Raw genomic sequence first — 13,193 nt, forward strand, 5'->3', positions numbered from 1 at the left:
CCTATTGTGGATACTGATGCGCAGGCGGCGCGGCGCGCCTCAGCGCTTGCGCTCGACCACCACATACGCGGCGGCCATGTCGGATTCATCGGTAATGGAGACGTGGCAGGCGCCGTAACGGGCATCGTACCAGTCGCGCAGCTCGGCGCCGATCACCAGCACGGGCCGCCCGCCCGGCGCGTTCAGCGTCTGCACGCGGCGCCAGCTCATGGGCATGCGCATGCCCAGGCCGATGGCCTTGGAGAAGGCTTCCTTGGCCGCGAAACGGGTGGCCAGGAAGCGCAGCCCGCGCGCGGGGTCGCGTGCCCGGCGGGCATGGAATTTCTGCAGTTCTTCCGGGCCGAGGATCTTCTCGGCGAAGCGCTCGCCGTGCCGCGCGAGCGCGCGCTCCACCCGCTCGATGCGCAACAGGTCCATGCCGATGCCGGCGATGGCGGAAGCGGCCGGGCCGCCGGACGACGCGTCTGACATGGAGAAACCTCGGGATTGCGGCGCGGCCGGACGTTCAGCGGCCGCGCACGGCGGCCAGGCGCGCCTGCACCATGAGCGCCTTCATGTCGCGCACCGCCTTGTCCCAGCCGTCGAACACGGCGCGCGCCACGATGGCGTGGCCGATGTTGAGTTCGGAAATGCCTTCCAGCGCGGCCACCGGCTGCACGTTGCCGTAGTGCAGGCCGTGGCCGGCGTTGACGCGCAGACCGTGGCGCAGCCCCTCGGCCACGGCCTCGCGGATGCGCGCCAGCTCGGCGCGGGCGGCATCGCCCTCGGCTTCGGCATAGGCGCCGGTGTGCAGTTCGATGACCGGCGCGCCGGCCCTGGCCGCGGCCGCGATCTGCGCGGGGTCGGGGTCGATGAAGAGCGAGACGCGGATGCCGGCCTCGGCCAGCAGGCCCACGGCGTCGCTCACCGCTTCCAGCGCGCCCGCCACTTCCAGCCCGCCCTCGGTGGTGAGCTCGGTGCGTTTCTCGGGCACCAGACAGACGTCGTCGGGCTTGACCGCGCAGGCGATCTCGAGCATTTCCGGCGTGACGGCGCACTCGAGATTCATGCGCGTGCGCAGCCGCGGACGGATGGCGTAGACATCCTTGTCCTGGATGTGGCGGCGGTCTTCGCGCAGATGCAGGGTGATCAGGTCGGCCCCCGCCTCTTCGGCGCGCAGCGCGGCCAGCACCGGATCGGGATAGTCGGTATGGCGCTGCTGGCGCAGCGTCGCCACGTGATCGATATTGACACCAAGTTCTATCATTGCACTTTCGTATTTTCTTCCCAGCCGCCGCCCAGCGCCTTGTAGAGCTCGACGCGGTTGATCAGGGCCGCCAGCCCGGTCTGCACCAGCGAAAGCTGGGCATTGTAAAAGTCCACCTGCGCGGTCTGCACCTGCAGATAGCTGTCGATACCGTTGGTATAGCGCAGATTCGACAGTTCCAGCGTGCGCGCGGCCGAATTCTGCAGCGCGCGCTGCGCGTCGAGCTGCGCCCCGTATGTGGCCTCGCCCGCCAGCGCGTCCGACACTTCCTTGAACGCCTGCTGGATGGTCTGCTCATACTGCGCCACGGCGATATTGTCGCGCGCCTTGGCCAGGTTCAGGCCTTCGCGGATGCTGCCCCCGGCGAAGATGGGGGTGGTGATGGAAGGCGAGAAGCTCCAGTAGCCCTGTCCGCCGCTGAAGAGCTGTCCCAGCGATGGGCTGGCCACGCCCAGCAGGCCGGTCAGCGAAATCGTGGGGAAGAACGCCGCGCGCGCCGCGCCGATATTGGCCTTGGCGGCGCGCAGCTGGTTCTCGGCCGCCAGGATGTCGGGGCGCCGCTCCAGCAGGGCCGAAGGCAGGCCGGCCGGCACCGCGGCCAGCAGCTGGTCGCGCCCGAACGGCGCGGCCTGCGGCAGGTCGTCGGGCAGCGGAGTGCCCACCAGCAGCACCAGCGCATTGAGGGCCTGGGTGCGGGCGCGGGCGAGCTGCGCCAGGTTGGACGAGGCCGTGTCCAGCAGCGACTTGGCCTGGTTCAGGTCCAGCTCGGACGCCACGCCGCCCTCGAAGCGGCGCTGCACCAGCTTGTACGATTCCTCGCGCGAGGCCAGCGTGCGGCGCGTCAGCTCGAGCTGCACGTCGGCCGCACGCAGGTTGAAGTACGACTGCGCCACCGCGCCCACCAGCGCGATGTGGGCGCTCTTCTGCGCCTGCTCGGTGGACAGGTATTGCTGATAGGCCGCCTCGGAGAGGCTGCGCAGGCGTCCGAACAGGTCGATCTCGAAGGTGGTCAGCCCGATGCCCGCCTGGTACGAGCTGCTGATGGAGCTGGAGTCGGGCCCGCCCACGCGCATGTCGGGCGGCAGATGCTGGCGCTGGCCCTGGATGCCGGCGCCGATGCTGGGCCATTGCTCGCCGCGCTGGATGCCGTACTGGGCGCGCGCCTCTTCCACGCGCTGCACGGCCACGCGCAGGTCGCGGTTGTTGACCAGCGCCAGTTCGATCAGGCGCTGCAGGCGCGGATCGCGGAAGAACTCGCGCCAGCCGATGTCGGCCGCGGGCACGCCGCCCAGCGGCGTCACCGCCGCGGCCGGCTGCGTGTCCAGCGTGGTGGAGTGGTCGTAGCCGCCATAGCGCACCTTGGGCTGGTCGGGGTAGCTGCCGCTCACGGGCGCCTCGGGCCGCTCGTAGTGCGGCACCAGCGAGCACCCGGCAAGCGCCGAGGCCAGCAGCACGTGCACCGCGGTCTGTTTCAACTTCGGGGCGCTCATTCCTTGCCCTCCTGGCCACCTTGGGTTTGATCGGACGCCGGCTTGCCTTCCTGGCCGGCGCGCGCGGCCTTCTCGGCCTGCTCCGCCTCGAAGGCGCGCAACTCGGCGCCCAGCAGGCGGGGCCGGGTCTTGAACAGGCCCAGCACCACCACGAAGAAGGTCGGCACGAAAATCACGGCGAACGGGGTGGCGGCCAGCATGCCGCCCATCACGCCCAGGCCCACCGCGCGCTGGCTGGCGGCGCCGGCGCCGGTGGCCAGGGCCAGCGGCACCACGCCCAGAATGAAGGCGAGCGACGTCATGAGAATGGGCCGGAAGCGCAGGCGCGCGGCTTCCACCGCGGATTCGTACAGGCCCATGCCGCGCGCGTACTGGTCTTTGGCGAATTCCACGATCAGGATGGCGTTCTTGGCCGCCAGGCCGATCACGGTCACCATGCCCACCTGGAAGTACACGTCGTTGGACATGCCCAGCGCGCTGATCAGCGCCACCGCGCCCAGCATGCCCAGCGGCACCACCAGCATCACCGAGATGGGGATGGCCCAGCTCTCGTACAGCGCCGCCAGCACCAGGAACACCACCAGCAGCGACAGGCCCATCAGGATGGGCGCCTGGTTGCCCGCTTGGCGCTCCTGGTACGACAGGCCGGTCCATTCGTAGCCGAAGCCCTGCGGCAGCTGCGTCATCAGGCGCTCCATCTCGAGCATGGCCTCGCCCGTGGTGTAGCCCGGCGCCGCGTCGCCCCCGATGCGCATGGACTCGTAGCTGTTGTAGCGCACCACCTGCACCGGCCCCTGCTTCCACTCCGCCTTCACGAAGGTAGACAGCGGCACCATGCCGCCCTGCGCGTTGCGCGCATTGAGCTTGAGCACGTCGGAGAGCTGCATGCGGTACGGCGCGTCGGCCTGCACCCAGATGTTCTGCATGCGGCCCATGTTGGGGAACTTGCTCAGGTAGGCCGAGCCCACCGCCGTCGAGATGAGCGAAGCGGCTTCGTTGAAGTCCACGCCCAGCGCGGCGGCTTTCTCGCGGTCGATCTCCAGGCTGAGCTGCGCGCCCGGGCTCAGGCCGGTGATGCGCACCTGCGAGAGCACGGGGCTCTTCATGGCCGCGCCCATGAGCTGGGCGGTGGCCGCCGCCAGCGCCTCGGAGCCCGCCGCGCTGCGGTCCTGCAGGCGGAAGTCGAAGCCCGTGGCGTTGCCCAGCGAGGAGATGGCCGGCGGCACCAGGGTGAACACCTGGGCGTCATGGATGCCCATGAGCTGCTTCTGGAAAGCATTGAAGGCGATGGAGCCGGCGGAGTCCTCGCGCGACTTGCGTTCGCTGAAATCCTTGAGCGTGGTGAACGCGATGGCGGCGTTCAGGCCGTTGCCGTTGAAGCTGAAGCCCTGCACCGCGATCACGTTCTCCACGGCGGGCAGGCCCATGAAGTACTGTTCGACCTGCTCGATGACGTCCACCGTCCGGTTGGCGGTGGCGCCCGTGGGCAGCTCGATATTGCTCACCACGTAGCCCTGGTCTTCCTCGGGCAGGAAGGACGAGGGCAGGCGCAGATACAGCCAGCCCAGCAGCACGACCAGCAGCAGGAAGGCCAGCATCATGCGGCCGCCCTTGTGCAGGATGCGCGCCACCCAGTTCTGGTAGCCGTGCGTGGTGGCCTCGAACTTGCGGTTGAACCAGCCGAAGAAGCCTTTCTTCTCGTCGTGGTGCCCCTTGGGCACCGGCTTGAGAATGGTGGCGCACAGCGCCGGCGTGAAAGTGAGGGCCAGCAGCGCCGAGAAGAAAATGGACACGGCCATGGCCACGGAGAACTGCCGGTAGATCACCCCCACCGAGCCGCTCATGAACGCCAGCGGCAGAAACACCGTGACCAGCACCAGCGTGATGCCCACGATGGCGCCGCTGATCTGCGGCATGGCCTTCTTGGTGGCCTCCTTGGGCGGCAGGCCCTCGGTGGCCATGATGCGCTCGACGTTCTCCACCACCACGATGGCGTCGTCCACCAGGATGCCGATGGCCAGCACCATGGCGAACATGGTGAGCACGTTGATGGAAAAGCCCAGCGCCAGCATCACCGCGAACGCGCCCATCATGGCCACCGGCACCACCAGGGCCGGGATCAGCGTGTAGCGCACGTTCTGCAGGAACAGGTACATGACCAGGAACACCAGCACCATGGCCTCGACCAGCGTGTGCACCACCTGCTCGATGGACACCTTCACGTAGGGAGCGGTGTCGTAGGGAATCGAATACGTGATGTTGCCGGGAAAGTACTTGGACAGCTCTTCCATCTGCTGGCGCACGCCCTGGGCCGTGGCCAGTGCATTGGCGTCGGGCGACAGCACGATGGCGAAGGCCGCCGTGGGCTTGCCGTTCAGGCGGGCGCCGAACTGGTAGTTGTCGGCGCCGACCTCGATGCGCGCCACGTCGCGCAGCAGCACCCGCGAGCCGTCGGTGTTGGCCCGCAGCACGATACTGCCGAAGCCCTCCACGGTGCTGAGCTGGCCGTTGGCCACCACGGTGGCGGTGATGCGCTGCGAATCCGGGTTGGGCGGCGCGCCGATGCTGCCGCCCGAGATCAGCACGTTCTGGTTGCCGATGGCCTGGTTGACCTCGGCCATGCTGAGGTTGAAGCCCACCAGCTTGGCCGGGTCGACCCACACGCGCATGGCGCGCGGCGCCGCGAACAGTTGGAACTGGCCCACGCCCGGCACGCGCGACACCGGATTCTGGATGTTGCGCGTGATGTAGTCGGCCAGCGCGGTCTGGTCCAGCGAGCCGTCGGTGGACGACACCGCCACCACCATCAGGAAGCCCGTGCTGGTCTGCTCATACTTCAGGCCCTGCTGCTGCACCGCCGTCGGCAGCTGGGCGATCACGTTGGAGACGCGGTTCTGCACGTCGACCTGGGCGAGGTCGGGATCGCGCCCCGGCTCGAACGTGGCCGTGATGGTGGACTGGCCGTAGGAATCACTGACGGATTCGTAGTACAGCAGGCCCTTGGCGCCGTTGAGCTTGTCCTCGATGATGCTGGTCACGGAGTCCGCCACTTCCTTGGCGGAGGCGCCGGGATAGGTGGCGGTGATGGTAATGGCCGGCGGCGCCACGTCCGGATACTGGGACACCGGCATGTTCGGAATGGCCAGGATGCCGGCCAACAGGATGAACAGGGCGACTACCCAGGCGAAGATCGGTCTGTCGATGAAAAATTGCGGCATGTGGGCTGACTCTGAAAGCGATGCTCACCAAAGAGGAACGCGGCGCCTCGCGCGCCGCGCGCCGCTTACGATTTCTGGCCTTCGGCCGGTTTCTCGGGCGCGGGCTGGCCGCCGGGCCCCTGGCCCGCCGCGGGCTGCGCGCCCGGCTGCGGCGCGGCCTGGCCGCCCTTCTTCCATTCGCTCGCCTGCACCGGCGCGCCGGGGCGGATCTTCTGGAACCCTTCGACCACGACCACGTCGCCGGCCTTCAGCCCGCTGGTGACGATCCATTCGGTCCCGAGGGCGCCGCCGGTGGTGACGGGCACCTGCTCGATCTTGTTGTCTTTCACGAGCATGAGGCTCTGGCGGCCGTCGGCCGTGCGCTGCAGCGCCTGCTGGGGCACCAGCAGGGCCTGGTCGTTCACGCCCTGCTCCAGGCGCACGCGCACGTACATGCCCGGCAGCAGGATCTGGTCGGGGTTGGGCACCTCGGCGCGCAGGTTCACCTGGCCGGTGGTGGGATCGACGGTAATGCCGGTGAAGAGCAGCTTGCCCGGATGCGGGTATTCGGAGCCGTCTTCGAGCACCACCGTGGCGCGCGCGGCGTCCTTGCCCACCTGCTGCAGCCTGCCGCTGGCGAAGGCGCGGCGCAGCTCGGCCAGGTCGGTGGTGGACTGGGTGAAGTCCACGTAGATGGGATCGAGCTGCTGCACGGTGGCCATCTGGGTGGCCGAAGCGGCTTCGACCAGCGCGCCCTCGGTGACCAGCGGCTTGCCGATGCGGCCCGTGATGGGCGAAACCACGTCGGTATAGCCGAGGTTGATGGACGCGTTTTCCTGGTTGGCCTTGGCGGCGGCGACGGCGGCCTCGGCCTGGCGGTACGAAGCCACGGCGTTGTCGTATTCCTGCTTGCTGACGGCGTTGGCCTTGACCAGCGGCCCGTAGCGGTCGGCCAGCACCTTGGCGCTGTACAGGTTGGCCTGCGCCTGCTTGAGCTGGGCCGTGGCCTGATCGTACGCGGCCTTGTACGGCGCGGGGTCGATCTTGAAGAGGAGCTGGTTCTCCTTGACGTCGCCGCCCTGCTCGAAGGCGATTTTCTGGACGATGCCGGTGACGCGGGCGCGGATCTGCGCGTCGCGCACCGCGTCGACCCGGCCGGGCAGGTCGGAGACGATGGGCGCGCGCTTGGGCGCGACCGTGATGACGCTTACCTGCGGCATGCCGGGATTCATTTTCGGCTTCTCGCCGCACCCTGCCAGCATGAGCGCCAGCAAGCCGCCGCATACCGCCAGACCCGAAACACGTTTAGGCATTACCCGCATCGAAAACTCCCGCGTAGTGAGACGCGCCATGCCCATGCGGCGCGCGCCGCGACGGTTCGTCGCTGCCGCGGATCGCAGGGGCGCTGTCGCAACGTTTGATCGCAACGTCAGACTGCGTTGTTCTTCTTCGTGCCGGCCGGGGCCGGGACACGGCGACAGGCGCGACGACCCGCGCCTGAATAGCCCATTAATGTAACTCAGTTATTGGGGAAATCACTGAGACAACCGCGTTCTTGCAGCGGCCGCGCGAACTTGTTGAGAAGGCAACCACGGGCTCAACTCCGCTTGCCGTTGCGGTGGATGTCGTGGGCGATGAAGCAGCTTTCTTCGGTGGGCTTGTCCAGGACGCCCGGCTTGGCCAGCGTGAGGCGGATGTCGCTCAGGCCGGATTCCCAGTGCTCCCGCATGGCTTCGGTGCCGAATTCGTAGTCCTTGGAATAGCGCTCGCGGTGCTTGGACTCGTAGATGAGGTTGACGATGTTGGTGGCCGGCGTGTGCGCCAGCGCCCGGATGTCGGCCAGGCCGCGCGCATTGCGTTCGGCCGCCGGCAGCTTCTCCAGCACGCGCTGCAGGCTGTGGCGCAGCTTGAGCACGTTGCGCAGCTGGTCGGTGATCAGGCGCGTGCGGCTGGAATACTGGATGTCCTTCTGGCGCTCGGCCACCTCTTCCAGCGTGGTGGGCAGCCCCCCGCGCGCGGGCCAGAGATCGACCTGGAAGGCCAGCGTGTCGCGCAGGCTTTCGCTGGAGAACAGATGCGCCAGCGGCGTATTGGAAACCAGGCCGCCGTCCCAGTAGTGCTCGCCGTCGATCTCCACCGACGGAAATCCGGGCGGCAGCGCGCCGGAAGCCATGATGTGCTCCGGCCCCAGCGCATGGCGCGAAGTGTCGAAATACGCGAAGTTGCCCGAGCGCACATTCACCGCGCCCAGGCTCACCCGGACCGCCCCGCTGTTGAGCAGCTTGAAATCCACGTACTGCCGCAGCGTGTCGCGCAGCGGCGACGTGTCGTAGAAACTGGTGGAGGCGGCGCCGCGCCCGCGCAGCCAGTACGGCGGCGGAAAGCGCGGCTTGAAGAAACCGGGCTGGCCCGAAAGGAGCGCCTGGAAGGCCGAGAGCTGCCCGTTCATGGCAGGCGAGCCGAAGCCGAACGGAATGCCCTCGAACATGCCGGCCAGCGTCTCGCCCCAGGGGATGGACGCGAACCCGGTGGGACGGCAAATGCTTTCCCAGAAGCCGCGCAGCCGCGCCACGCGCTCGTCTTCGGGCGAACCGGCGATGATGGCGGCGTTGATCGACCCGATGGAAATGCCGGAGATCCAGTTGGGGCGGATGCCCGCCTCGTGCAGGCCCTCGTAGACCCCGGCCTGGTAGGCGCCGAGCGCGCCACCGCCCTGCAGGACGAGAGCCACCGTATCGTAGTCGGGCATGCCGCCCTTCTTGCCGGAACGCGATGCGGCGCGCGCAGTCATGTGGGGCCCTCCGCTTCAGCGTTGCGTCTTATCGGGCACCTGCGGCGCGGCCACGCCGGCCCTGAACGGGAATTGCGCGTAGATCTGCGCCATGACCTTCTCCACGCTCTGCTCCGAGGCCGCCGCGGCAGGATCGCGCACCTCGCCCTCCGCCACGCCTTCCCAGACGAGCTGGCGGCGGCGCGCGTCGACGATGTCCACGTTCAGGGTGCCCTCGGTGTACTGGTAGACCTGGTCGCCCCAGCCGTAGCCGGGCCAGCCGCCATAAAAGCCGGCGCGGTAGCCGTAGTACGGGCCCATGGGCGGCGGCGCGGGCGAGACTTCCGTTTTCTGGCGCAGCTTGGCGTTGAAATTGACGAGCAGGTCGGGGCTCGCCGCGCTGTACACGTAGCCGCGCATCTCCATCTGCGAGCGGGCGGCGTTTTTCAACCGCTCGGTGAGCAGCGTGCTGTAGCCGGCCTTGTCGGTGCCCAGGGGCGACATGAACCCGAACGTGCGGTAGCGCGCGAAATCGGCCGCGTGGTCGTAGTCGCTGCGCACCGTGGGCCCGGAGGCGCAGGCCCCCAGCACGAAGGAAAGGGAACCAGCCGCCAGCATCTTCAGTGCATTCATCATGTGACTCCGGGGTCGCGAGGCCAGGACATATTGCCGCGAAGCGGGCAAAGTTTCAATGATTTCTCATTCTCATCGACGGCCTCGCCCTCCATTACACTCACGCTGTCTTCCCGCCGCTTCCCCGCCAATGCCTGAAGTGAAACCCACCCCCATTCCGCCCGTGCGGGCGCTGGAACTCGACGGCTCCATCTGGCTGCGCTCCGGATCCCAGAACTGGGGCGGCAAGAGCCGCATCGACCTGCTGGCGCAGATCGACGCCACGGGCTCCATCACCGCCGCCGCGCGCGCCGTGGGCATGAGCTATAAAGGCGCCTGGGACGCCATCGACGCCATGAACAACCTGGCCGGAGAACCGCTGGTGCTGCGCGCGGCCGGCGGCAAAGGCGGCGGCGGCACGCAGCTCACCGACCGCGCGCGCGCGCTCATCGCCACCTTCCGCGTCCTGGAGGCCGAGCACCGCAAATTCATGGACAACCTGGCGCGCGCCGGCGTGGACGCCAGCGGCGACATCGACCTTATGAGGCGTTTCATGCTCAAGACCAGTGCACGCAACAAGCTGCTGGGCACCGTGATCGACATCCGGCCCGGCGCGGTCAACGACGAAATCCGGCTGCGCATCGCGGGCGGCCAGACCATCGCCGCCACCATCACCCGCGAAAGCACCCGCGAGCTGGGGCTCGCGCCCGGCAAGGAGGCCATCGCGCTGGTGAAGGCCTCTTCCGTGATCGTGGGCGCGCCGGGCCCCGGGCTGCGGCTGTCGGCGCGCAATCAACTGCCGGGCACGATCGCCGACGTGCGCACGGGCGCGGTCAACAGCGAAATCCTCATCGCGCTCGACGGAGGCGTCACGCTGGCGGCCATCGTCACCAACGAGAGCGCCGCCGACCTCGGGCTGAAAACCGGCGAGGCCGCCGTGGCCATTTTCAAAGCCTCCAGCGTGATACTCGGCGTGCTCGACTGAAACAGGCGCGGCGCGGGCCGGCCCCGGCCCGCTCTGCCGCCGGAGCCGCGCCCGGAAACCGCGCGGCCGCTACGCGATCCGCGCGTTGGCCACGCCCCGCGCCCTGCCCTCGTGCAGCTCGAACACCTCGTCGGCCAGCGCGCTCACGTCCGCGGGGTCGTGGGTGATGAGCAGCATCGGTACGTCGAGCTGGCGCTGCAAAGCGTCCAGCTCCTTGCGCATGCGCGCCCGCAATTGCGCGTCCAGGGCCGAAAACGGCTCGTCCAGCAGCAGGATGTCGGGTTCGAGCGCCAGCGCGCGCGCCAGCGCGACCCGCTGCTTCTGCCCGCCCGATATCTCGGCCGGATAGCTGCCCAGGATGGCCTCCAGCTCGAACGCCCTTGCCCAGCGCGCCGCTTCGGGCGGCAGGCCGCGGCGCGACGGGTTGCGCCAGCCCCGGCGCAGGCCGAAGGCGATGTTCTGCGCCACCGTCAGGTGGGGAAACAGCGCATAGTCCTGGAACAGGTAGGCCACGCGGCGGGCCTGGCTCGGCAGGCAGATGCCCGCGGCCGAGTCGTACAGCACGCGGTTCCCGACAGCGATGCGGCCCGCGTCGGGGCGCAGCAGCCCGGCCACCGCGCGCAGCGTCAGGCTCTTTCCCGCGCCAGACGGTCCGAACAGCGCCACGCGCGACGCCCTGGCCTCGAACGCCACGTCCAGCTCGAAACGGCGCTCGCCGGACAGCATCAGCTTGCGCACGCGGATTTCGATGCTCATCTCTGCGCTCCGCTGCGGACCCCCGCGGCCAGGGGCAGGAGGCGTCCGGCGCCCAGCAGCACGGCCACGCAGGTGATGGAAGTAATGAGCACGAGGAGGTTGGCGGTGGCATCGTCGCCGGCCTGGACGGCCTCGTAGATGGCGACCGAGAGGGTCTGCGTGCGTCCGGGCAGGTTGCCCGCGATCATGAGGGTGGCGCCGAATTCGCCCAGGGCGCGCGCGAATCCCAGCAGCACCCCGGCCGCAATGCCGCGGGAGGCCAGCGGCAGCGTGACCCGGAAAAACACCCCCGCCTCGCCGATGCCGAGCACCCGGGCCGCGTTTTCGAGCTGGGCGTCCACATTCTCGAACGCCGCGCGGGCCGACTTGAACACCAGCGGAAACGCCACCACGGCGGCGGCGATCACCGCTCCCTGCCAGGTGAAGACCAGTTCGATGCCCCAGCGCGCCAGCGTCTCGCCCAGCACGCCGCGCCGGCCGAGCAGCACCAGCAGGTAATAGCCCAGCACGGTGGGCGGCAGCACCAGCGGCAGCGTGAGCAGCGCGTCCAGCAGGTCGCGCCCGGGCCAACGCCAGCGCGACAGCGCATACGCCGCCGCCGTCCCCGCCACGGCCGCGAGCAGCGTGGCCCAGCCCGCCACTTTCAGCGACAGGGCCAGCGGCACCCAGACGGGGTTGTCCATGGAAATCTCAGGGCTTCTGGAAGCCGTATCGCGCGAGGATTGCCTGCCCGGCCGGCGAGAGCACGTAGTTCACGAACTCCTGGGCCTGCGCGGCATTGGCGTCGCGCGCGGTGACGGCGATGGGATAGGTCACGGGCGTCTGGGACGGCACGCGCACGGCCACCTTGACCTTGTCCGGCATGATGGCCGCGTCGGTGGCGAACACGAAGCCCGCCTCGACCTCGCCGCGCGCCACGTAGTCCAGGCTCTGCCGCACGTTCTGCGCCGGCACGCCCTTGGCCTGCACGGCGTCCCACAGGCCGGCCGCCCGCAGCGCGCCCTGGGTGTAGCGCCCGACCGGCACCGAAGCCGGATTGCCGTAGGCCACGCGCTTGACCTCGCCGCGGGTCAGGTCCTGCAGCGACGCGATCGGCAGCGTGCTGTCGGCCGGCACGATGAGCACGATCTGGTTGGCGGCGAAGTCCACGCGCGAATCCGGGCGCACGGCCTTTTCCTGCACGGCGCGGTCCATGGCCTTCTGGTCGGCCGAGGCGTAGACGTCGGCCGGCGCGCCCTTGACGATCTGCTGCAGCAATACGTCGGAAGCGCCGAAGTTGAGCACCACCTTGGCGCCGGGGTGCGCCTTCTCATAGGACTGGGCCACGTCCTTGAAGGCGTTGGTGAGGCTGGCCGCGGCCGACACCACCAATTCGGCCGCGCCGGCATTGGCGCTCAGGGTGGCCAGCGCGAACGCGGCGGCGACTAGCGGTTTCAGGGCCATGGGGGCTTCTCCTCGGGGATTGAAAAAAACGGTAACCGGGTTCGAAATATATCTACCTATATAACGACAGTCAATTTGGCCGGATGCTTAGGCCGGTATGCATAGTCACGCAAGCGCGGGCGCTTGCCGCCCGGCCTCAGCCGCGCGCCACGTCGTGCACGCGCACCGAGGCGGGGGCCAGCGCCGCGCGCAGCCGCCGCAGCGCCAGTTCGGGCCGCGCCGCGCCGCACATGAAGATGTCCAGCGCGGCGTACAGATGCTCGGGCCACGAATGGATGCTGATGTGGGATTCGCTCAGCATGACCACGCCGGTCACGCCCGCGCCCGCGCCGAAATGGTGGAAGTGCGCGCCCAGCACCCGGGCGCCGGCGGCGCGCGCGGCCTCGACGAGTTCGCGTTCCAGCGCGGCGGCGTCGCCCAGCAGCGCGGCCGCCACGCCGTGGAAGTCAGCCAGCAGGTGCCGGCCCCGGGCCGCGTGCGGCGCCGGACCGGACACCGGACCGGACACCGGACCGGACACCGGACCGGACGCCTGGCCTTGCTGGCCGCTCATTTGTGGAATCCGCCCGAAGACCAGCCCGAATGCCCCGAGGAGCCGCCCCAGGTCGAGCCGCCGCCCGAGGAGGACGTGCCCGAACCCGTGACGAAGATGATCACCACGATGGCATACACGGTGTACAGGAACTTGCCCATG

General features: G+C 69.0%; 13 protein-coding genes. 1 reads left to right on the top strand and 12 read right to left on the bottom strand.

Annotated features, from left to right (window positions below; translation table 11 throughout):
* Positions 1 to 39 precede the first annotated feature (39 nt).
* The 7 genes from acpS to NGJ44_RS16120 form a co-directional block, all read right to left on the bottom strand.
* Positions 40 to 471, bottom strand: a complete 432-nt coding sequence (acpS, locus tag NGJ44_RS16090) for a holo-ACP synthase (RefSeq protein WP_251864565.1) — start codon at positions 469 to 471, stop codon at positions 40 to 42.
* Between the two features lie 34 nt (positions 472 to 505).
* Positions 506 to 1,246 carry a pyridoxine 5'-phosphate synthase gene (gene pdxJ / locus NGJ44_RS16095; protein WP_053244490.1) on the bottom strand — a complete coding sequence of 247 codons (741 nt, stop codon included), beginning with the start codon at positions 1,244 to 1,246 and terminating at the stop codon, positions 506 to 508.
* Positions 1,243 to 2,736, bottom strand: a complete 1,494-nt coding sequence (locus NGJ44_RS16100) for an efflux transporter outer membrane subunit (RefSeq protein ID WP_251864566.1) — start codon at positions 2,734 to 2,736, stop codon at positions 1,243 to 1,245. The genes pdxJ and NGJ44_RS16100 overlap by 4 nt, the downstream gene beginning before the upstream one ends.
* A complete protein-coding gene (locus tag NGJ44_RS16105) occupies positions 2,733 to 5,954 on the bottom strand; it encodes an efflux RND transporter permease subunit (protein WP_251864567.1) in 3,222 nt (1,073 codons plus the stop codon). The genes NGJ44_RS16100 and NGJ44_RS16105 overlap by 4 nt, the downstream gene beginning before the upstream one ends.
* Before the next feature lie 65 nt (positions 5,955 to 6,019).
* Positions 6,020 to 7,255 carry an efflux RND transporter periplasmic adaptor subunit gene (locus NGJ44_RS16110; protein ID WP_251864568.1) on the bottom strand — a complete coding sequence of 412 codons (1,236 nt, stop codon included), beginning with the start codon at positions 7,253 to 7,255 and terminating at the stop codon, positions 6,020 to 6,022.
* A gap of 275 nt (positions 7,256 to 7,530) precedes the next feature.
* Entirely contained in the window at positions 7,531 to 8,724 is a 1,194-nt protein-coding gene (locus NGJ44_RS16115) for a patatin-like phospholipase family protein (RefSeq protein WP_251864569.1), read from the bottom strand.
* Positions 8,725 to 8,739: 15 nt separating this feature from the next.
* A complete protein-coding gene (locus tag NGJ44_RS16120; protein WP_082308281.1) occupies positions 8,740 to 9,336 on the bottom strand; it encodes a DUF4136 domain-containing protein in 597 nt (198 codons plus the stop codon).
* Positions 9,337 to 9,466: 130 nt separating this feature from the next.
* Here NGJ44_RS16120 and NGJ44_RS16125 point away from each other — a divergent pair, with 130 nt between their 5' ends.
* Positions 9,467 to 10,300 (top strand): TOBE domain-containing protein, encoded by an 834-nt coding sequence (locus NGJ44_RS16125; RefSeq protein WP_251864570.1) that lies wholly within the window; start codon positions 9,467 to 9,469, stop codon positions 10,298 to 10,300.
* A 69-nt stretch (positions 10,301 to 10,369) separates the two neighbouring features.
* Here the strand turns inward: NGJ44_RS16125 and NGJ44_RS16130 are convergent, their stop codons facing one another.
* From NGJ44_RS16130 to NGJ44_RS16150, 5 genes are all read right to left on the bottom strand, one after another.
* Entirely contained in the window at positions 10,370 to 11,056 is a 687-nt protein-coding gene (locus tag NGJ44_RS16130) for an ABC transporter ATP-binding protein (protein WP_251864571.1), read from the bottom strand.
* A complete protein-coding gene (gene modB, locus NGJ44_RS16135; protein ID WP_251864572.1) occupies positions 11,053 to 11,739 on the bottom strand; it encodes a molybdate ABC transporter permease subunit in 687 nt (228 codons plus the stop codon). Before modB ends, NGJ44_RS16130 begins: the two co-directional genes overlap by 4 nt.
* A 7-nt stretch (positions 11,740 to 11,746) precedes the next feature.
* Positions 11,747 to 12,499, bottom strand: coding sequence for a molybdate ABC transporter substrate-binding protein (gene modA, locus NGJ44_RS16140; protein ID WP_251864573.1), 753 nt, complete (start codon positions 12,497 to 12,499; stop codon positions 11,747 to 11,749).
* Positions 12,500 to 12,635: 136 nt separating this feature from the next.
* Positions 12,636 to 13,052: an adenosylmethionine decarboxylase gene (speD, locus tag NGJ44_RS16145; RefSeq protein WP_251864574.1), complete on the bottom strand. Its 417-nt coding sequence runs from the start codon at positions 13,050 to 13,052 to the stop codon at positions 12,636 to 12,638.
* Positions 13,049 to 13,192: a hypothetical protein gene (locus NGJ44_RS16150; RefSeq protein ID WP_251864575.1), complete on the bottom strand. Its 144-nt coding sequence runs from the start codon at positions 13,190 to 13,192 to the stop codon at positions 13,049 to 13,051. The genes speD and NGJ44_RS16150 overlap by 4 nt, the downstream gene beginning before the upstream one ends.
* Between the last annotated feature and the right edge of the window lies 1 nt (position 13,193).

It is taken from the genome of Achromobacter sp. Marseille-Q4962 (assembly GCF_943737005.1).
In the GTDB taxonomy this organism is placed as follows: Bacteria; Pseudomonadota; Gammaproteobacteria; order Burkholderiales; family Burkholderiaceae_B; genus Achromobacter.

Bases quoted from the DNA above. Each gene is read 5' to 3' on its own strand.
- acpS (WP_251864565.1), bottom strand. From the start codon at position 471: ATGTCAGACGCGTCGTCCGGCGGCCCGGCCGCTTCCGCCATCGCCGGC.
- pdxJ (WP_053244490.1), bottom strand. From the start codon at position 1,246: ATGATAGAACTTGGTGTCAATATCGATCACGTGGCGACGCTGCGCCAG.
- NGJ44_RS16100 (WP_251864566.1), bottom strand. From the start codon at position 2,736: ATGAGCGCCCCGAAGTTGAAACAGACCGCGGTGCACGTGCTGCTGGCC.
- NGJ44_RS16105 (WP_251864567.1), bottom strand. From the start codon at position 5,954: ATGCCGCAATTTTTCATCGACAGACCGATCTTCGCCTGGGTAGTCGCC.
- NGJ44_RS16110 (WP_251864568.1), bottom strand. From the start codon at position 7,255: ATGCGGGTAATGCCTAAACGTGTTTCGGGTCTGGCGGTATGCGGCGGC.
- NGJ44_RS16115 (WP_251864569.1), bottom strand. From the start codon at position 8,724: ATGACTGCGCGCGCCGCATCGCGTTCCGGCAAGAAGGGCGGCATGCCC.
- NGJ44_RS16120 (WP_082308281.1), bottom strand. From the start codon at position 9,336: ATGAATGCACTGAAGATGCTGGCGGCTGGTTCCCTTTCCTTCGTGCTG.
- NGJ44_RS16125 (WP_251864570.1), top strand. From the start codon at position 9,467: ATGCCTGAAGTGAAACCCACCCCCATTCCGCCCGTGCGGGCGCTGGAA.
- NGJ44_RS16130 (WP_251864571.1), bottom strand. From the start codon at position 11,056: ATGAGCATCGAAATCCGCGTGCGCAAGCTGATGCTGTCCGGCGAGCGC.
- modB (WP_251864572.1), bottom strand. From the start codon at position 11,739: ATGGACAACCCCGTCTGGGTGCCGCTGGCCCTGTCGCTGAAAGTGGCG.
- modA (WP_251864573.1), bottom strand. From the start codon at position 12,499: ATGGCCCTGAAACCGCTAGTCGCCGCCGCGTTCGCGCTGGCCACCCTG.
- speD (WP_251864574.1), bottom strand. From the start codon at position 13,052: ATGAGCGGCCAGCAAGGCCAGGCGTCCGGTCCGGTGTCCGGTCCGGTG.
- NGJ44_RS16150 (WP_251864575.1), bottom strand. From the start codon at position 13,192: ATGGGCAAGTTCCTGTACACCGTGTATGCCATCGTGGTGATCATCTTC.